The 18,382-nt window shown below is 50.6% G+C and carries 22 protein-coding genes; 7 read left to right on the forward strand and 15 right to left on the reverse strand.

Annotated features, from left to right (window positions below; genetic code table 11):
- Positions 1-7: 7 nt before the first annotated feature.
- The 5 genes from WBJ47_RS12775 to WBJ47_RS12795 all read right to left on the reverse strand — a co-directional run bounded on the left by WBJ47_RS12775 (position 8) and on the right by WBJ47_RS12795 (position 4,279).
- Positions 8-718, reverse strand: a complete 711-nt coding sequence (locus WBJ47_RS12775; RefSeq protein WP_422244425.1) for a hypothetical protein — start codon at positions 716-718, stop codon at positions 8-10.
- A complete protein-coding gene (locus WBJ47_RS12780) occupies positions 715-1,317 on the reverse strand; it encodes a hypothetical protein (RefSeq protein WP_422244426.1) in 603 nt (200 codons plus the stop codon). Before WBJ47_RS12780 ends, WBJ47_RS12775 begins: the two co-directional genes overlap by 4 nt.
- Positions 1,314-2,723 (reverse strand): hypothetical protein, encoded by a 1,410-nt coding sequence (locus WBJ47_RS12785; RefSeq protein WP_422244427.1) that lies wholly within the window; start codon positions 2,721-2,723, stop codon positions 1,314-1,316. Before WBJ47_RS12785 ends, WBJ47_RS12780 begins: the two co-directional genes overlap by 4 nt.
- Complete coding sequence (locus tag WBJ47_RS12790) at positions 2,723-2,956, reverse strand: hypothetical protein (protein WP_422244456.1); 234 nt, start codon at positions 2,954-2,956, stop codon at positions 2,723-2,725. The genes WBJ47_RS12785 and WBJ47_RS12790 overlap by 1 nt, the downstream gene beginning before the upstream one ends.
- Positions 2,957-3,148: 192 nt before the next feature.
- The gene (locus WBJ47_RS12795; RefSeq protein ID WP_422244429.1) at positions 3,149-4,279 is read right to left on the reverse strand and encodes a DSD1 family PLP-dependent enzyme; all 1,131 of its coding nucleotides are present in this window, start codon (positions 4,277-4,279) and stop codon (positions 3,149-3,151) included.
- An 87-nt stretch (positions 4,280-4,366) separates the two neighbouring features.
- Here WBJ47_RS12795 and WBJ47_RS12800 point away from each other — a divergent pair, with 87 nt between their 5' ends.
- Positions 4,367-5,275, forward strand: coding sequence for a lysophospholipid acyltransferase family protein (locus WBJ47_RS12800; protein ID WP_422244431.1), 909 nt, complete (start codon positions 4,367-4,369; stop codon positions 5,273-5,275).
- On the opposite strand, the gene WBJ47_RS12805 is transcribed toward WBJ47_RS12800, so the two are convergent.
- The 3 genes from WBJ47_RS12805 to WBJ47_RS12815 form a co-directional block, all read right to left on the reverse strand.
- Entirely contained in the window at positions 5,268-6,221 is a 954-nt protein-coding gene (locus tag WBJ47_RS12805; protein WP_422244433.1) for a hypothetical protein, read from the reverse strand. The two genes, WBJ47_RS12800 and WBJ47_RS12805, sit on opposite strands and share 8 nt — an antisense overlap.
- Positions 6,218-7,204 (reverse strand): NAD(P)H-dependent flavin oxidoreductase, encoded by a 987-nt coding sequence (locus WBJ47_RS12810; protein WP_422244434.1) that lies wholly within the window; start codon positions 7,202-7,204, stop codon positions 6,218-6,220. Before WBJ47_RS12810 ends, WBJ47_RS12805 begins: the two co-directional genes overlap by 4 nt.
- A 75-nt stretch (positions 7,205-7,279) precedes the next feature.
- A complete protein-coding gene (locus WBJ47_RS12815; protein ID WP_422244435.1) occupies positions 7,280-8,152 on the reverse strand; it encodes a PCC domain-containing protein in 873 nt (290 codons plus the stop codon).
- Between the two features lie 158 nt (positions 8,153-8,310).
- Here WBJ47_RS12815 and WBJ47_RS12820 point away from each other — a divergent pair, with 158 nt between their 5' ends.
- From WBJ47_RS12820 to WBJ47_RS12835, 4 genes are all read left to right on the forward strand, one after another.
- Positions 8,311-9,495 (forward strand): acyl-CoA dehydrogenase family protein, encoded by a 1,185-nt coding sequence (locus tag WBJ47_RS12820; protein WP_422244436.1) that lies wholly within the window; start codon positions 8,311-8,313, stop codon positions 9,493-9,495.
- Positions 9,492-10,277 carry an SDR family NAD(P)-dependent oxidoreductase gene (locus WBJ47_RS12825; RefSeq protein WP_422244437.1) on the forward strand — a complete coding sequence of 262 codons (786 nt, stop codon included), beginning with the start codon at positions 9,492-9,494 and terminating at the stop codon, positions 10,275-10,277. Before WBJ47_RS12820 ends, WBJ47_RS12825 begins: the two co-directional genes overlap by 4 nt.
- Positions 10,274-11,341 carry a phosphotransferase family protein gene (locus tag WBJ47_RS12830; protein ID WP_422244439.1) on the forward strand — a complete coding sequence of 356 codons (1,068 nt, stop codon included), beginning with the start codon at positions 10,274-10,276 and terminating at the stop codon, positions 11,339-11,341. The genes WBJ47_RS12825 and WBJ47_RS12830 overlap by 4 nt, the downstream gene beginning before the upstream one ends.
- Before the next feature lie 145 nt (positions 11,342-11,486).
- On the forward strand, positions 11,487-11,846 hold the full coding sequence (locus WBJ47_RS12835; RefSeq protein ID WP_422244440.1) for a hypothetical protein: 360 nt from the start codon (positions 11,487-11,489) through the stop codon (positions 11,844-11,846).
- A 47-nt stretch (positions 11,847-11,893) separates the two neighbouring features.
- Here the strand turns inward: WBJ47_RS12835 and WBJ47_RS12840 are convergent, their stop codons facing one another.
- The 4 genes from WBJ47_RS12840 to dtd all read right to left on the reverse strand — a co-directional run bounded on the left by WBJ47_RS12840 (position 11,894) and on the right by dtd (position 14,342).
- Entirely contained in the window at positions 11,894-12,349 is a 456-nt protein-coding gene (locus tag WBJ47_RS12840) for a hypothetical protein (RefSeq protein ID WP_422244441.1), read from the reverse strand.
- 72 nt (positions 12,350-12,421) lie between these two features.
- Positions 12,422-12,967, reverse strand: a complete 546-nt coding sequence (locus WBJ47_RS12845) for a GNAT family N-acetyltransferase (RefSeq protein ID WP_422244442.1) — start codon at positions 12,965-12,967, stop codon at positions 12,422-12,424.
- Complete coding sequence (locus WBJ47_RS12850) at positions 12,964-13,863, reverse strand: alpha/beta fold hydrolase (RefSeq protein ID WP_424585324.1); 900 nt, start codon at positions 13,861-13,863, stop codon at positions 12,964-12,966. Before WBJ47_RS12850 ends, WBJ47_RS12845 begins: the two co-directional genes overlap by 4 nt.
- 23 nt (positions 13,864-13,886) lie before the next feature.
- A complete protein-coding gene (gene dtd / locus WBJ47_RS12855) occupies positions 13,887-14,342 on the reverse strand; it encodes a D-aminoacyl-tRNA deacylase (RefSeq protein WP_422243482.1) in 456 nt (151 codons plus the stop codon).
- A 131-nt stretch (positions 14,343-14,473) separates the two neighbouring features.
- Here dtd and WBJ47_RS12860 point away from each other — a divergent pair, with 131 nt between their 5' ends.
- Positions 14,474-14,788 (forward strand): BON domain-containing protein, encoded by a 315-nt coding sequence (locus WBJ47_RS12860; RefSeq protein ID WP_422243481.1) that lies wholly within the window; start codon positions 14,474-14,476, stop codon positions 14,786-14,788.
- Between the two features lie 16 nt (positions 14,789-14,804).
- Here the strand turns inward: WBJ47_RS12860 and WBJ47_RS12865 are convergent, their stop codons facing one another.
- The 3 genes from WBJ47_RS12865 to WBJ47_RS12875 form a co-directional block, all read right to left on the reverse strand.
- The gene (locus WBJ47_RS12865; protein ID WP_422243480.1) at positions 14,805-15,710 is read right to left on the reverse strand and encodes a D-hexose-6-phosphate mutarotase; all 906 of its coding nucleotides are present in this window, start codon (positions 15,708-15,710) and stop codon (positions 14,805-14,807) included.
- Positions 15,711-15,795: 85 nt separating this feature from the next.
- Complete coding sequence (locus WBJ47_RS12870; protein WP_422243479.1) at positions 15,796-16,395, reverse strand: FMN-dependent NADH-azoreductase; 600 nt, start codon at positions 16,393-16,395, stop codon at positions 15,796-15,798.
- 81 nt (positions 16,396-16,476) lie between these two features.
- The gene (locus WBJ47_RS12875; RefSeq protein ID WP_422243478.1) at positions 16,477-17,178 is read right to left on the reverse strand and encodes a pirin family protein; all 702 of its coding nucleotides are present in this window, start codon (positions 17,176-17,178) and stop codon (positions 16,477-16,479) included.
- A 114-nt stretch (positions 17,179-17,292) separates the two neighbouring features.
- Between WBJ47_RS12875 and WBJ47_RS12880 the strand changes: the two genes are divergently transcribed.
- A complete protein-coding gene (locus WBJ47_RS12880) occupies positions 17,293-18,240 on the forward strand; it encodes a LysR family transcriptional regulator (RefSeq protein ID WP_422243477.1) in 948 nt (315 codons plus the stop codon).
- Positions 18,241-18,382: the final 142 nt, after the last annotated feature.

Below are 18,382 nucleotides of genomic sequence, written 5' to 3' on the forward strand. Positions count from 1 at the left end.
GAAACGTTCAAGGTTTTAATTTTCCCGACAAATTGATGTACATAAATGATTGACCAATATCAACAAGATCGATTTGCAACATCGCTCCAGATTGAGTCGCTTTAATTGAGTGATCTTGAAGAAAATATGGTTGAATTTTCGGAGCCTCTGTCACCAACCAATTGTTTTTTTTTAATAAGTCTCTTATTTTTTGAGATAAATTTTTAATGGATAGTTGGGAGGTGTAGAGCAAACTGACTGCTTCTGAACCCACGGAGTCATCTCTGATATCCATCATCAATTGTGCGCGGAGACTTGGATCAGACAATGTTTTCCTTAAATCGCGATTAAAAACTTGACTGCGGCTTTCTTGTCCGACAGACATACCAATGCTCGAATGAAAAAATGAGACACGCTCCACCGTCGTTGGAGCAACGACCAATACATGAGATTGCTCAGGTGTTGTCCAATGAATGTGCATCAGGTCTCCATCACTCCAAGCCAACGTATCATCGGGAAGTTGAGCTGTCAGTGTTTGCATGACCTCATTTACTCCTTGTGCGCTTTCCCAATGGCTGATGTGGATGTCATGTCCACTCACACTCAATTTTCCAAGAGAAAAAAAAGTATCCGGACTGCCGACTAACTGACGCTCGCCTACCAATACCACGGTGGGTGAATGTGCTAGACACTGATTAATATTTACGAAGAAAAAAATGAATAGAATGAATGTTTTCATTCACTTCGCATCCTTGCTTTAGGTACCCGTGGAGATTGTCCAGCCCAATCACTCAACCAATCCAGCCGAAGTTTCCTTCGGCGCCAGGGTGTGTCGATTTTCTCAAGTGGTCCGATATATGGCTGCAACAATTTCTGCGTAGGGTTTGTCACATCACTCCAAGCGACTTTTGAGCGACTGATGCGTGTGTGAACTTCGCTCGGTAATTGACTATGCCCGTCCTGACTATAAAGGTAACTGGTACGCTGCAAAGGTACTGCACCAAACAATCTATTTGCTGCCAGACGACTATCCATCACCTGTCTTGTCTCTCGCCGAACGCGAATGACGCCCTGATCACTTACATTTAAAAGCTGCTCTCCAAATGTTTGTAATAGACCTCCTCGTTTTGAGGGTTTTGCATCATCAGCATGTTTCTTTGACTCATGCTCAGCGTTTAAAAATGTTTGATAGCCACTCTCCCCTAACAACTCAAGAGAACGTGTTCGATAGTGTCCTGAAAATTGAATCGCAAATAAAAGCGTGACAAGAATCATGCAAATAAAAATGGCTTCAAGCGCAGCTTGACCTTGCTGCTGATGAATCGCAGGAATGCTCATTCATAACTCAAATTTGGAATTAAAGTTGCTCGCCAATAGGGCTGAAATAAACTCGGAACTCTCGATTGACCACGCGATGAGGTTGGTGGTGAAAAATAAGTTTGAGCGGCTGCCTGGGATTGAATGCTGTTGCCAGCACTGAGTCTCTGAGATACCTTGATGGCTATACGCACGGGTTGGCGTTCCCGACCATTTTTGAGCTGTGCATAACGACCCAAGCCCTTTGAACTCCATTTCACAGAAGCACTTTGAGCGTATCTTTGCGCAAGTGGATTATGGCGGCCGCTAAAAATATTTCTCGCTGCACCACTCTGCGCACGAGACCAACGCCAAAAAGCTTGGCGTGAAAAATCAGGCATGGTGACAACGTTTTGTGTCAGGGGTGGCTGATCTCCATTTTCGTTCGTATTGGTATCAAGTAGAGCCCAGCCCATCGGGTACTCGCGGTGATAACAACCAATTATTTTGTTATGTCGCAACGCGTGAAATGAAAGAGATTCTTCGGACACCCATTGTCCATCTGGTCTGAGGAGCAGGCGACCTTTACGACGTAACTCATGTCTTTTTAATGGACAACGTGGATTGACGATCCATAGATTTCGATAAGTACGATTTCTTTCAGTTAAAAAACCATACTGTCCAACAAGTCCACTCAGAAAGTCGCGCCAAACTGAGTCTGCGCCTGAATGCTGCTCAATCAAGCCCTTGGTTTCATCCAAAGTTAAGGTGATGTTCAAGCCGAGCTGTGTCAGTGTGTGACCTTTTAAAGCGGAGCCATTCAGTCCAACATTGGTAATCAACATGTGATGAATCGATTGTTGGCGTTGCAGTTCTGCATCCCTCAGTTGTATTTGCCTGACCCGATCCAAGACTTGATGTACTTGTCGCTCATGACGTAAATATGCATCTCTGAATGCATGTTTCGAAAGCGTTTCGCTCATCCCCCCACTCAGTGCAGAGGTGTAAGCGATAGAGTGTTGCGGTCCAAAAAACGCACCGATCAAGCTCGCAGGTGGATTGCGCCTAGTAGCTTGAGTGGCAAGCTTGGCTCTGTACTGAGAAGCTGTTGCGACAGCGATCAAGTGTGCCATGCCAAGTTGATGACCGAGCTGCGCGCGATTGACATAGGCATGTAAGTTCATTGAGCGTGCTTGCATCAGTGCTGCGCTATAGGCAGCCGCATCCGTCGCACGATGCAATGAAGACTGATCGTGGATTCTCTCACCAAGTTCTAGCATGAGTACCCATGCCAGAACACCTGCCCCACACAACACGAGTCCAAGCAGGAGTGCTTGTCCTTTTTGTTGTGAAACCCATTCAACCTGACTCAGGTCATGAAGGGTTTCGATTGGACCTCCTGCACGGTACGACACGCCGTACTGTGCGTGCTTGGTTGCGAGAGACATTACCGTTTTGCCGCACTGGCGTTGCCAGTGAAGCCCTTTAGAGACTTTGCTTTTGTTTGTCCACTTGCCCCTTGGGCGGCTGTTTTTGCGGCTTTTGTCTGAGCCGTTCCATCCTCGCCGGCAAGCTCTTTGGCTACCGCTGCGGTCTGAGACCGCATGACCTGACCAAAGTATTGATACACCCCAATCGCTGCAACAGCAACCAGAGCAACAATAATGATGTACTCCGTCATCCCCTGTCCGCACTGACGAGCGAGCACCTTGCTAGGGGGGGTGTGCGGGAGTAAAAAAGGAAGCGTTTGTAAGGATCGTTTGCTTATTGTGTTCACACCAGCCTCTTAAAGAAAGATAGAGGCGTAGTGTGAAGAGTCTGGTCCTTAGGCTCAATTCGCAACTATCACAATGGATAGATTGAGCCGACTGATCTACCAACCGTAAAAGCGCGACCAAGTCTGAATGTTTTGATCAGAACTTAAGGCCTGATATTCTGGAAATTGAGCAGCTGTCGCGCAAGCGTGATTAGGCAAGATGCGTAACTGAGTACCAACCGGAAAACGACTCACAATCGAAAGATCAGGCTCACCCGTTCGCGAAATGATGCCGTGCTCTTGGTTGGCACCCGTCATGGTGTAGCCCGACAGGGGTATGCCGTCCGCGCTACATACCTGCCCATAACCAAAATCCGTCGTTTGTTTTTGTGTCCCACGATCACGACTCATGGCCATCCATCCTGCATCTACGATGACCCAGCCCTTTTCCTCTTGGTGACCGATCACAGTCGACAACACACTGAGAGCAATATCGTCCGTCTCGCAGACACCTACGTTATGCATCACTAAATCAAAGAACACGTAGACGCCTGCTCTGACCTCTGTCACGCCCTCGAGTTTGCGGGCGGATAACGCTGTGGGCGTGGAGCCAACGCTGACGACAGGACAGGAAAAACCTGCTTCACGCAACCGCTCTGCGGCTCTGACACAACCGGAGCGTTCTTGCTCAGCCATTTTTTCGAGCGCCTCAGGCGTATTGAGGTCGTAACTCGAACCTGCGTGCGTCATCACTCCTTGTAGCTGCGTACCGCCCGCGGCCAACGCGTGGGCGACTTCGAGGAGTTGGGGACTTTCAGGTTTGATACCAGAGCGATGATCGTCAGTATCAATTTCAATCATCACTTTAAAGCGAACATCGTTGGCGATGCCAAAGGCAGAAATTGCCGCCGCTGACTGAACGCTATCAGTCAAAATCTTTAAGTCACAGCCGTTTCGAATCAGTGCGAGCGCCTGTGCGAATTTGTTGGCGGTAATACCAACGGCATACAAAATATCGGTGATGCCAGCTGAAAAAAACTGCTCGGCTTCTTTGAGGGTCGAAACAGTGATCCCACGCGCACCTGCCTGTATCTGAGCTTGAGTCACAGCCACACACTTTGAGGTTTTAACGTGTGGTCTAAAGCTGACGCCCAGACTGTCCATGCGGGATTGCATACGGGCAATATTGCGCTCCATACGTGCAATATCAACTAAAGCAGCGGGAGTCGAAAGTTCGGAAATTTTCATAAAGTGTGTGTGCAGTTGCAGAAAGGCTGTGAACCCGCTTATTCTATCCCTACGCGCTTGTCTGCGCTCTACCTGTGTCCTGATTGAATGCTCAAAACTTTTGTCCCTCGACTGCTGACCGCGCTTTTTAAAACCTTAGGCATTTTGCCGCTGACCGTCCTGCAAATCTTGGGCTGGTCCGCTGGCTGGCTCGCATGGATGCTGCCTGGGCGCTACAAAGAACGAGCGTGGACCAATTTACGCCAAGCATTCCCTGACGCAACGCGCGAAACACTTCGCTCAGCAATGCTTAGCAATGGGCAATTGATGTTTGAAATGCCCTTCTGGTGGACTCGCCGCAACGAGACATTTATCAACAGCAAGTTGAGCTGTGACGATTGGGAACAATTTCAAGTTGCGCTCGCTAGGGGTAAAGGGGTAATTTTGCTTTCACCTCATGCCGGTTGCTTTGAATTGTTAGGTCCGGTTTACAGCAGCCATTTTCCCTCAACCGTTTTGTTCAGACCTCCCAGAAAGATCTGGATGCAGGATTGGATTGTGGAAATGCGCACGAGAAGACAGCTCAAGATGGCGCCGGCCAATCAAAAAGGTGTCCGTGCGTTGGTGAAAACACTCATGCGGGGTAATACGATCGGGATCTTGCCCGATCAGGTGCCTCCCGATGGTGAAGGCGTTTGGGCACCTTTTTTTGGACGCCCTGCCTACACCATGACATTGGTGCAAAGACTACAAGAGCTCTCTGGAGCAACTATTTTTATCTTGGCAGCACAACGCAACGGCATTGGACAAGGCTACACGCTCAGACATAAAGAACTGTCAGAGCCTCTGCCCAAAGACCCAGAAGCCGCTGCGACTGTGATTAACCAAGAAATGGAAGAGATGATTCGCAAAATGCCCGAGCAATACCTCTGGGGCTACAACCGCTACAAAGCACCCAAAACCAAAGCCGCACGCGTAGGGATGTCCTCTGGGTCAGAGGATTCAACGACTAGGTAGTGCTTGCTCGACGCGCGTGGGTGCTCAGCACCTCAAGCGCTTGTCGTCCAGTTTTGTTGTAGATGGACGTCTGCACCACTGCCGTCATTCGTCCCTGATGAATAATCTTGGACTGCGCATGAATCGCCTCACCCTCTCCGGGGCTGATATAGGTTGCCGAAACCCCAGAAAGCATCCACTCATCGCCTAAAGCAGCATTAGCAGTGACCATGCCGAGGGCAAGAATCACGCCGCCCTGAACGTGACCAACGCGATTGGCGACATGCGGGCCATTAAGCACTTCGCAATATGCCCCTCGCTCTTGTGGGTAAGGGTGAAAATTGAGGAAGTGCATCGCAAAATCATCGCCAGTTTGTTGGCAATGCTCAATGCTTGTTTTCACGCGGGACAAGATCCACTTTTCGTCGTCCGTGAGTGTTTGCAGATCTAATGGAGGATCTGCTGGAGCTTTTTTTTCTACCCACGGCACGGCTGGCAACGAGGCACCATTGGGAACCGGCAAGATCATAAAAGCACCGTAGCCCACCGCGATGAGTGTGTCGTCAGACTTGATGTGTGTGAGGCTGACGCCTTGACTGCCCTTGGCACCTTGTAAGTGACCCTGTGTATTGGTCACCGCTTGTACGCGACCGGTCGGCCTGGCACCGGTCAGTTGAAGACTGAGCGAAACCGTCGCCAGTCTGGTGCGGTTATCCAAGCCAAAACGAATGCCCGTTGCCAACCCCATATCCGCCAATATTGCCAACAACACGAGATGGACACTTTGATCACGATCGGTGTTTTGGGGCTCAGGATCAATATGCACAACAGAGTGCTGGGGACTTGCCTGATCGTAAACAAAATCAAAGAAATTGCCACAAAAGTGATAGCCTGGCGTACGCGTCAGGGCAATCGCTCGCTGGGCTTTTTTGACAATCGGGTGCAGATCAACATTCTGTGGCTTCATACGCTTGCAAGACTCCGACCCGTCAATTTCATCAGTCTTTGCTCAATGATGGCCTCAGCCTCGTCGACAATACGACGGACCAATACCGCGCAGGTTGGTATGTCATGGATCAGACCTTGCACCATGCCGACCGTCCAAATGCCACCCTCGATATCACCCTCTTCGTACACTTGGCGACCCTTCGCACCCGCGACTTTTGGGCCGATTTCTTGAATGGTGGCACCCGCATTTTCCATGTCGATGATGCTTTGCGCAAGCTGTGTGCGAGCGACACGGCTACTGTTACGCAGACTACGCAAGATCAGTGCAGTATCAGTTTCAGCATTATCAACAATGGCTTGCTTGATGTTCAAGTGTGCGGGAGACTCTTGTGTACACATAAAGCGCGTACCCATATTGATGCCCTCTGCACCTAAAGCCAAGGCCGCGACCAAACCTTTGCCATCACTAAAGCCGCCTGAGGCGATCACTGGGATACTCAATTTGGCAACGGCGGAAGGTATCAGGATCAAGCCAGGGATGTCTTCTTCGCCAGTGTGTCCGGCACACTCAAAGCCATCGATGCTGACCATATCAACCCCGATTTGCTGGGCTTTGAGCGCATGACGAGCGGTCGTACACTTGTGAATAACAGTAATACCCGCTGCTTTTAGAGCGGGCATATGCTCAGACGGATTATTTCCTGCTGTTTCGACAATTTTGACGCCGCAGTCAATGATGACATCACGATAGGCCTCATAAGGAACAGGCTTGAGTGTCGGCAAAAATGTCAGATTGACCGCAAACGGACGATCCGTCATGGTCCGTAAGCGCGCGATTTCATCACGCAACGCTTCGGGTGTTGGTTGTGTGAGCGCCGTCAACGTTCCCAAAGCACCAGCGTTTGAAACCGCCGCGACCAACTCTGCACGGCCAATCCACTGCATACCACCCTGAATAATGGGGTGCTCAATACCTAGTTTTTTTGTCAGTGCAGTATGCAAGATCTATCCCCTGTATTTTAATTTTAATTTTGATGATTACTTGAATTTTAAAACGATTCTGTCTCTGCGAAAGGCTCAGCCTGCTTTGCTTGGACACAGAACAAGCTCGGCAGTCACCAAAATCGGGTTACCACCTTTTGCCAGCCGTCCCTCTGTCAACCCGCCCTTGTAATCCACGATCGAAATATCAATCTCGGCGCATGGCTGACCCTGGTCGTCGCGCATAATTTTCCCTGAGCGAATCAAGAGCTCCGTGACAAAAGGCTCTACCACTCGGCCATCTTGAAAGATCGCGCCAACAGTACTACCCACTCCGCCAAGAATCGTTGCATGTTGGATCTGATGCGCTTGGCAAAAGGCCTCCAACACAGTGCACAGATCCTCATTGGGTGCCACTCTGAGCGCATAGGCATGAGGTGCCTCTGATTCCGGTAGCTGTGCCTTAGAGCTTGCAATGGGTAAAAATAATGAAAAATTTGTTTCAGCATCTGGACAAACTGTAAACGCTGCCCCATCCATCGCCACGCCGCTGATCTGGATAGGTTCTGCCACCACGACCTGGTCGGGCAAAAGATGACCGCCATGTCGACGACCGCTCGGTTCGACCCATACTGCGTGGCAGTGCAGCCATGGCCGGCCATCGCTTTGGCCATAGGTCACGGAGGCGGTTTCCAACGTGACGCGACCATCGACGTAATAAGTATCACTGAAGTAAACGGCATGATCCGGGGATTTTGAAAGTGCCGGCATTACGTAGCTAAATGACGTGAATCCACCACCATTTAGCCTAAACGCCCCGCTTTTTGCGCCATTTGCCTCTGCAACCTCAGTCACTGCTCGCAATAAGGTTTGACCACTAGAGAGAAATCCTTCTAGGGTTCTGGTCCGCACAGGCGAAGCGAATAGCCGTTGAGAGTCAGGCGTTCCAGGGTGAGCAATACTGCGCATGATGAGCCAATCTTTGAAGTCAAGGTTCTGTATTGAGATGATAGCTATTATTGCCGAGCATGGACGAGTTGTTCGTACGAGTTGTTGTTGATTAGGTAATATTAAAGATTCGTCAGCATTCGCCCGATTCGCCCTACCCAGCAAACAGGACTCGCCACATGGATTTTTCCCTGACCCCCACTCAGCTCGAGCTTCAAGAGCGTACAAGGCAATTTATCGCCGACAAGATTATTCCTCTTGAAACCGACCCGCGCGCGACTTCTCACGGACCCACCGAAGAGCTGCGTAATCAGCTTGTTGGCTTGGCGCGTGAAGCAGGATTGTTGACGCCCCATGCCTCCCTTGGCATGGGTGGTCTTGGCTTGAGCCACACTGATAAAGCGATTGTGTTCGAAGAGGCTGGCTATTCGACTCTTGGCCCAACTGCCATGAATATACATGCGCCTGATGAGGGCAATATTCACCTGATGGAGATGGTTGCAACCGAGGAGCAAAAGGAACGTTGGTTGCGCCCTCAGGTGCAAGGACTGACCCGCTCATGCTTTGCCATGACCGAGCCTCATCCCGGAGCGGGAGCCGATCCTTCGATGATGCTGACGACTGCGGTCAAAGACGGAGATCATTACGTCATTAACGGCACCAAATGGTTTATTACTGGCGCGCAAGGTGCCAGCTACGTCATCATTATGGCAAAGATGGAAGACGGTTCAGCGACGATGTTCTTGTCGGATATGAATCGCGAAGGCATCAGTGTCACCCGCCAAATGGATGCGATGGATAGCTGCTTTACCGGCGGCCATTGCGTCATGGAATTTACGAATGTTCGCATTTCTGCGACCGACGTGCTTGGAGAGATTGGACGTGGCTTTAAGTACGCACAAGTGCGCTTGGCACCTGCCCGTCTGACGCATTGCATGCGCTGGCTGGGCCAGGCGCGACGCGCGCACGACATCGCGACCGAGTATGCGCGCACCCGCCAAGCCTTTGGGCGTGCGTTGGGCAAGCACGAAGGCGTCGGCTTTATGCTCGCTGACAACGATATGGACATTCAGACTTCACGACTACACATCGCTCATACTGCATGGCTTTTGGATCAAGGACAAACTTGTAATTTTGAGTCCAGTCGAGCAAAGGTCACCTGCTCTGAGGCCGAGTGGCGAGTCGTGGATCGCTGCGTGCAAATGCTTGGTGGTCAAGGTGTCACGGGCGAAACGATTGTGATGCGTATTTTTCTGGACATGCGTGCATTCAGGATTTATGACGGCCCAAGCGAGGTCCATCGTTGGAGCATGGCGCGCAAAATATTAGATGCGGCGGAGAAACGCCTGGGAGCACAAGGATGAGTCATCCCCAAGGAAGCCATTCCCTGTTTAGCCTCACAGGACGCACGGCACTCGTCTCGGGGGCTTCAAGCGGCATCGGCCGTCATATGGCCAAAGTGCTTGCTCAAGCAGGCGCGCACGTTGTGGTGGCAGCTAGACGCGCTGACAAGCTGCAGTCACTGGTAGAAGAAATCAAGGCAAACGGTGCGCAAGCATCGGCAGTGTCGTTAGATGTCACAAGTGCTGAAAGCGTGAATGCTTGTTTTGATCAGATCGAAGCGCTTGGCTTGGTGGCAGACATTATCGTCAGCAATGCAGGGACGACCGTTGCGAAACCTGCGCTGGATCAGACCGAAAAAGATTGGGATGACGTGATCGACACCAACCTCAAGGGCTGCTGGATGGTCGACACGGAGGCTGCGAGACGCCTAGTCAAGCATAAAAAGAAAGGCAGCATTATCAACATTTCGTCGATCTTGGGCGAACGTGTTGCCGGTGCGGTTGTCGCGTATGCGACCTCCAAAGCAGGTGTGATCCAGTTCACCAAAGCGTTGGCGTTGGAGTTTGCACGTTATGGCATCCGCGTCAATGCGATTTTGCCTGGCTATGTTGTGACTGATTTGAATCACGATTTTTTGGCAAGCGATGCCGGCAAAAAACTTGAGGCGCGCGTCCCCTTCCGACGCTTTTGTCAGATGGATGATTTGGACGGTCCATTGCTATTACTCGCTTCCGAGGCTGGTCAAGCCATGACTGGCACTACGCTGCCCGTTGACTGGGGGCACTTGGTGAGCTCGCTATGAGTGAAGTGCAAACACAATCTGCAGGCGCGGATGGCACGTACGGTCAATTTAAGCTGGAGGTACTGGAGGACTGGTTGCGCACACAAGGAATTGTCGAGCGCGGCACACTCTCTTGTCAGCCACTGACTGGCGGGCAATCCAATCCTACGTTTCTGCTGACATCCGGATCGCAGCAACTAGTGTTGCGTAAAAAACCTCCCGGTGTATTGATGGCTTCTGCGCATGCGGTCGACAGAGAATATCGAGTGATGAATGCGCTTCAGAACAGTGACGTGCCTGTTCCAAAGCTCTTCGCATTTAGTGATGATATCGAGGTGGTAGGGACACCTTTTTACATCATGGAGTTTCTAAAGGGACGCGTGATTGTGGACCAGTCTCTCCCGGGGATGAGCCAAGCAGAGCGTGGCGCCGTTTACGACGAGATGAATCGCGTGATCGCAGCACTCCATCAGGTCGACCCCAGCGCAGTTGGACTGGAGACCTTTGGCAAGCCGGGCAATTATTTTCAACGTCAGATTGCGCGCTGGAGTCGCCAATATCTGGAGGCCAATACTGAAAATATTGAGTCCTTGCACGCCCTCATTGAGTGGCTACCCCAAAATATTCCTGAAGGTGATCAAACCTCGATCGTGCACGGCGACTATCGCTTAGACAATCTGGTGCTGCATCCTACCGAGCCGCGCGCGATTGGCTTGCTGGATTGGGAGCTCGCAACTCTCGGTCATCCAATGGCTGATTTTGCTTACCATTGCATGAGTTGGCATATTCCTGCCACCCTTTGGCGAGGGATAGCAGGCCTGGATCTCGCTACGCTGGGCATCCCAAGTGAATCCGACTACGTTAAACGCTATACAGCAGCAACAGGGCTTAAGGGTGAAGAGCATTGGGACTTTTACATTGCTTACAACCTGTTTCGTATGGCGGCTATTTTGCAAGGAATTGCTAAACGCGCTGAAGATGGCACGTCTTCAGCACCTGATGCAAAGGAAACGGGTAGCAAAGCACGTCCACTTGCTGATATTGGCTGGAAATACGCGCAGCGGTATGCGAGCGCCCGTCGTTAAATGCTCTCAAAGTCTGGCATTCAAGAATTGTGAGTGTGTTCATGTTGCTATATTGGCTGGAGCAACTCAGTTGCGAGCAGACCGGCGAATTTGTCGGATGTTTTTGAGTAGATCCTACTCCCTACCTTTTTAATAGGCTTTATCCATGAATCGTTCACTTAGCCTCGCTCTCGTGTCACCACTGATCGCACTGAGTTTTTACGCTGCCTCGGCCAATGCGAGAGTGGTTTGCACAGCGCCCGGCTTCCCAGTTGGATGTGTGGCAACACCCTTGGACCGTGGCGCCCCTGGCGTTGGCGTATTGCCTGGACCAGGTGTGGGCGCTCCGGGCGTAGGTGTTGCGCCTGGTGTGGGTGCTCCCGGCGCAGGTGCGCCTGGTGTGGGCGTCTTGCCTGGTGCAGGTGCTGGTGCTCCAGGTGTAGGCGTGGCGCCTGGCGTAGGAGTCGGCGGTGCCGGTGAGGGCATGAATCGAGGCGGCCCAGTCAATAGACCTGGCGCACGTTAATTATTTTTTTTATTTAGCACGTGTACTGACTTTAGACGCAAAAATAGTCAGGGGCCGTTACCTTTTAAACGAGTAGCGGCTTTACGAATAAGCGTCGCAATGACATCACTGCGCGGCTCTTGATGGTGATCAGCCAATCTATCCAAAGCCTGCGAAACATCACTGTCCAAAATAATTTCTACCCGTTTTGCACCATTCGCAATACGCTTGCGGCGATGCTCGGCAGTGCGCTCAACCGCTGAGATTGGCTTGGCGAGTCTGGGGCGTCCGCGCCGGGAGAGCCCGGGCAAAAATCCCTGTCCGGGTAAGTTTGCCGCAGAAGGTGCAGTTCCTGGCTTAGGGGCAGCCGTCTTGCCAGAGCTAGGCTGAACTGCCGATGACTTTGGCGGATTGCCTGATTGTTGAGACAAGATTTTTTTTGGTGCTCTTTTTTTAGGCACCACAGCCGGATCATTTAAAACATCCGGAACACCAAAAAGATCTACCGTCTTGTAGTCCGCCATTTTATTGCGTCCAATAATTTAAATATCCGGCTTCAATTTTATTATGATTTTCAAATTGTTGCGATAAAAAAACTAAATTTCCTGCGGTGGCGCTTGATCACCGGCCCCGAGCGCCAATTGGAGCATGGCGGTATCTCTCCACGCGCCCGCTTTAAAGCCTACCGAGCGAAACAAGCCCACTTGTTCAAAACCATGGCGTTTGTGTAGGGCAACGGAAGCTGCACTGCTATCGCCAATGACAGCAATCATTTGGCGATATCCAGCTTGTTCGCACTGTTTGATCAGCTCGACTAAAAGCTTGCTCCCGATCCCCTCACCCGCTAACCCCTCTTGAACGTAAACAGAGTTTTCAACAGTAAACCGATAAGCGGGCCTTGGACGGTATAGCGTGACATAGGCGTACCCTACGACTACGCCAGCATGCTCAGCGACGATATAGGGCAGCCCTTTTCCGACGACATCCGCACGACGCTGGCGTATTTCATCGACTGTGGGTGGCGTGATTTCAAAAGAAGCTGTGCCAAACAACACATGGTGCGCGTAAATGTGTTGGATGACCTCACAGTCTGTCTCTCTGCTGTCACGAAGGATCACGCTGTGTGAAGTCATGATGCTCACCGCTGCGGTGTCAAAAGTTCAAGCACAGCCCGTGCAAACACTGCGGGCACCTCTTGAGGCATATTGTGACCAACACCCGGAACCACTCGATGTGAACGGGTACCAGTAAAACGCTGGGCATGCGGCCCTGTGCTTGAAGGCTGACGAACACCGTCGTCGGCACCATCAAAGGTAATAGTCGGTACAGTAATGGGTGGCTGGGTCGCTAAGCGAGCTTCGATTTCTGCGTAAGCGGGGTCGCCTTTCACCAGGCCAAAACGATGGCGATAGGAGTGAATGACGACCTCGACAAAATCTGGGTTATCAAAAGCGCGCGCACTTTTTTCAAAAGTATCTTCACTGAAGGTCCAAGTGGGGGACCACTGCTTCCAAAGTAAGTGCGTCACAGCGCGACGATCTTTTTCAAGGCCTGCACGGCCCCGCTCGCTATGAAAATAGTATTGATACCAAAGACGATGTTCGTTATCCGGTGAGTCTGGTACTAAAGCCTGTGCAATATTTTGGATGTTGTAGCTGTTGAAGGATACAAGACCTTTGCAGCGTTCCGGCCACAGTGCTGCTACGACACATGCAGCACGTCCGCCCCAGTCATACCCTGCGAGCAATGCTTGAGGAATCGCTAAAGCGTCCATGAGCGCTAAAAGATCTGCACCTAATGCCGCTTGCTCACCAGAGCGCGGCGTGACGGGGCTCAAAAATGCTGTCGGCCCGTAGCCACGAAGATAGGGCACGATCACTCGACAACCTGCCTGAGCAAGGAGAGGTGCCACCTCCGCATAGGCATGAATATCGTAGGGAAATCCATGCATCAAAAAAACCGGTGTACCGTCGGCCGGTCCGAATTCGGCATACGTGATCTCAAGCACACCTGCGCGTATTTTTTTAAGGCTCTGCATCTCAGGTCACTCCCTAGGTGAAATCAAATGTTACCAGTCGCAGACAGTGATAACGGGATGGTCACAGGTCCATCGTTGATCAAGGCAACCTTCATGTCAGCAGCAAAGATACCCGTCTGAACCGGCACACCGCTCTGCTGTGCCAATTCAACAAATCTATCGTAAAGATACCTGGCTTGCTCGGGGGCTGCTGCGCGACCAAAACTCGGACGCGTCCCTTTTGATGTGTCGGCAGCCAAAGTGAACTGTGACACGATGAGCAAAGAGCCATTGATATCTTGAACCGAGAGATTCATCTTGCCTGTCTCGTCAGAAAAAATACGGAGCTTCAATATTTTTTCTAATAGCTTGGCTGAGATCGCCTCAGTATCCCCGCTCTCGGCACAAACAAGCACCAAGAGGCCCTGATCAATTTTTCCAACGATGGCTTGCTCTACTGTCACGCTGGCTGCTGACACTCTCTGTAACAAGACTTGCACAAGCTTTCTCCGGTTTGCACAAACAATCATTTTAGCTATGTGCGTTAGCAGACAGTCTAAAACGCTCGCCACTCTTACATTAGTGTGGATGGCATGCCAATTCAGGCATCGAATTTCAAGGAGTAGTGAAAATGAGAAACTACAAATATGCTGTCGCAACAGCCATGGCTGCCGCAATGATTTCACTGGTGGGCTGTGTGGCACCAGGCACACCAGGGTATCCGGCAACTGCTGTAGATGATGCAAATGTCTCGGCTCAGATCAAAACGGCATTGGTCAATGAAGCGATGTTTAAAGTTAATCAGGTCCGAATCGAAACTGTGAATGGCGTTGTGACGTTATCAGGCACAGTCCAGTCGCGCCCAGAAGCTGATCGTGTCGTTGAAATGACTAAAACAGTTCAAGGCGTCCGAGAGATCAGAAACAGCTTGGAAGTCCGTCCATAAAATAGTCCCCATACCTTTACGCGTCGATAGAGTATTTGACCGTAAGGGTATGTTGCTCTTTTGGATGCAGGGTCACGAAATTGTCGAGCGCATTTGCGCTTTCCACGCAGACCATTTTTTGCCAAGCAACTGGACCGAGGTCATTCATTTTGCTTGCGGTATCCACCCAAGGATTCCAGACTACAGTGCTCTGACTACCGGATTTTTCAATCTTGATGATGCGATTAAGTATACGATCCACGATAAAACAATCGTTCAAGGTATTTAGAAATACGCGACCTGTTTCACCAGAAAATCGTATATCGTCCACTTGCCTTTTAAGTTTATTTTGATCGATCAGATCAATATAGTGACAGCCACTTAGCCCCTTTATCTGAATGTCCTTGATATCGCCAACCCTGAAATACGCGTGTAAAGCTTCTGTGATGGAAATAGGATGGTTGCCAGTATTGGTGGTGATGAGCGATATCGATAATATCTCACCGACTGAAATCCTAGTCATCAATGTGGCGTTGAACAGGTCGCACTTCGCTGCATCCTGTGAGGCTGACATGTTGAGATCGATATCGATAGAACCAGCGGGCCCAATGGAGATTGCAGATACTTTCCAGGTACAAAGTCTGGCATAACCATGCGCAGGCTCAGTCCGCTCAGTTGGATGCGACCCAAACCACGGCCAACACACCGGAACACCTGCTCGAATGGCTCGGCCGCGAAGCCAATGCGCTGGATCTGCGCTCCAAAGTACCGGAACGGCCTGTGATAAAGGTTGCCACGCAAGAACCTGACCTCCCTCAGTACTAATAGTTGCTGTCACCAGAGGATGGTTAATGTGGATGAGAACGATATCCTGCTCAGTTTGCTCAAAAGTCACGTGATCACAATAACCAAACCGGTTTTGTAATGTATTGAGTTTGCTCATGGATAATCATTCTCTACGGATCAAGGTCAATAGCGCAACATATCTTCGGCAGTATATCGTTGCCGAAAATTTTTAATCACAGCAATTACCCGATTAATGCATTGACTTGAGCCTCTGCCGAAGCAAGAGCTTTTTCAATGCTTTCTGCCCCCATGGCAAAACCCTCTGCGTAGATGAAATCAACATCCGTCATTCCAAGAAAACCCAGAATCATTTTTAAATATGGTACCTGAGTATCATTGGCTGTATCGCGATAGATACCGCCCCGGGCAAGAGCGACATAGACTTTTTTTCCTTTGAGCAAACCCTCGGGACCCTTCTCTGTGTAGCGAAATGTCACTCCGGCTTTTGCAATGGCATCAATCCAGTTTTTTAACTGACTCGAGATCGCAAAGTTATACATGGGTACGCCAAGAACCAGGACATCGGCTGCTTGTACTTGAGCGATTAACGCATTGTCTTGCTCAACGCGCGCGTGTTGTTCCTCGCTACGATCTTCAGCGGGTGTAAAAAGGGCACCCAAGCCTTCTTGGTCGAGCGCCGGGTGCGGATTTGCAGCCAAATCGAGAACTTCCACAGTGGCGCTAGGATGCCTGGCAATCAGGCGTGCCGTCACACTATCGGCGATCTGAGTTGAATTGGCACCCACTGTTCGTGCTGCGCTGTTCACTTGTAAGATTTTCATCTTTAGAAACTCCTGTGATTGTTTTGAATATAAATATGCGGTGAAATATGTAATCGGGTGCTTTGAGGGATCATTGTTCAGTCAAGCTGCGAGATCGAATACGAGTACTTCAGCGTCGAACCCCTCACTGAGCTTGACCAACTGCTCTTCTGACAACTTTGCTGCATCGCCTGCTTGCAATTTTTGTCCATTGACGTTGAGCGAACCACTCACGACATGCACATATGCTTTACGCTTTGGACTCAATGCCAAGGTAGCGGCCTCGTTGCCAGTGAATAGGCCAGCATAGAGACTTGCGTCCGCATGAATCGTGACGGATCCCTGCGCGCCATCGGGTGAAGCGACTAATCTCAAGGCACCTCTTTTATCTTGCTCCGGAAAGGTTTTTTGCTCGTAACCAGGGGTGATCCCGCGCTGATTCGGCTCGATCCAAATCTGGAAAAAGTGCGTCAAGTTGTCTTGTTCATGATTGAACTCACTGTGAACCACCCCTCGACCCGCACTCATACGTTGCACATCGCCAGGTGGGATCACTGTACCGTTACCGATATTGTCTTTGTGCGCAAGCGATCCAGACAATACATAACTGATGATTTCCATGTCGCGATGACCGTGACTGCCAAAGCCTGTACCAGGTGCGATTCTGTCCTCGTTAATGACGCGCAGATTTCCCCAACCCATGTGTTCAACATCATGGTATCCGGCGAAAGAAAAGGAGTGATAACTTTTTAACCAGCCATGGTCTGCGTAGCCACGATCTTGTGATTGACGAATAGTTAGCATGATTATTTTCCTAAAGCTTGTTGATAGAGAGAACTTTAGGCTTGAATGCAAGCATTGCGATCCAATCGTTTTGATGTCATCATTCAAATAAATTGAATGATAGGATCATTTAAAATGAAAATTGAATCTAAACAAATGGCTCGAGAAGCGCTCACTCCAGAGGCGCTTGAGATGCTCTTGCGAATTGCCGAGACAGGAAGTTTTGCCTCGGCAGCGCGCGAGGTTGGGATGGTCCCCAGCGCCTTGACCTATAGAGTCCGACAAATTGAGGAAGCGCTTGATGTATTGCTCTTTGATCGAAGCTCACGACAAGCCAGACTGACTGAGGCGGGCCTAGAGCTGGTTCGGGAGGGACGGCGCATGCTCAACGAACTCGATGCGATCGCTAACCGCGTCAAGCGCGTTGCGACTGGTTGGGAACCCCAGTTTACGATCGCAATCGATAGCATTATCAATCATGCGACTGTTATGGATTTATGTACATCTTTTTTGGCGCTGAATCCTCCCACACGGTTGCGTATCCGCACCGAGACGCTTTCTGGGACACTAGAAGCGCTCACCTCAGGCTTGGCAGACTTATCCCTAGGTGTGGTGGCCGAGGCCGGTGCGACGACAGGCTTACAAATTAAACCCTTGGGTGTTCAAAGGTTCATCTTTGCCGTTGCACCACATCACCCGTTAGCTGGATTGGACCAACCGCTCAGTGACGAAACGATCGGTCAATACCGAGCAGTAGCCGCCGCAGACTCTGTGCAACGCGGCGGAGGGGTTTCGGTGGGACTGATCTCAGGCCAGGATGTATTTACCGTTTCAACGATGCAAAGCAAACTCGATGCTCAACTGCGTGGACTCGGTTGCGGTTTTTTACCTGAAGGACTGGCAAGGCCTTATATTGAAACAGGCCGCTTGATCGCCAAACGGGTAGAACGAGTTGAGCGTCAAATTCAAGCCAGCTATGCCTGGCTAAAAACGCCCATCGCCTCACGAGGCCGAGCCCTCCAATGGTGGCTGGAGCAACTTGAGCATGCTCATACGCGTCAGGCGTTGATGCTTATGACTTAGGCATCCTTTTGGGGGGAAAGTATGAATCAGGAGTGCCCATTGGGATTAGGGAGACTTTCTTAATACTCTGCTCAAATTCTCCGACAATTTTCAACATCGGTCCAACCACCCAAGTATCAAGCGCCGGCTTTTCCTCTCGCGG

The sequence above is a fragment of the Zwartia sp. genome (genome assembly GCF_049655405.1).
In the GTDB taxonomy this organism is placed as follows: domain Bacteria; phylum Pseudomonadota; class Gammaproteobacteria; order Burkholderiales; family Burkholderiaceae_B; genus Zwartia.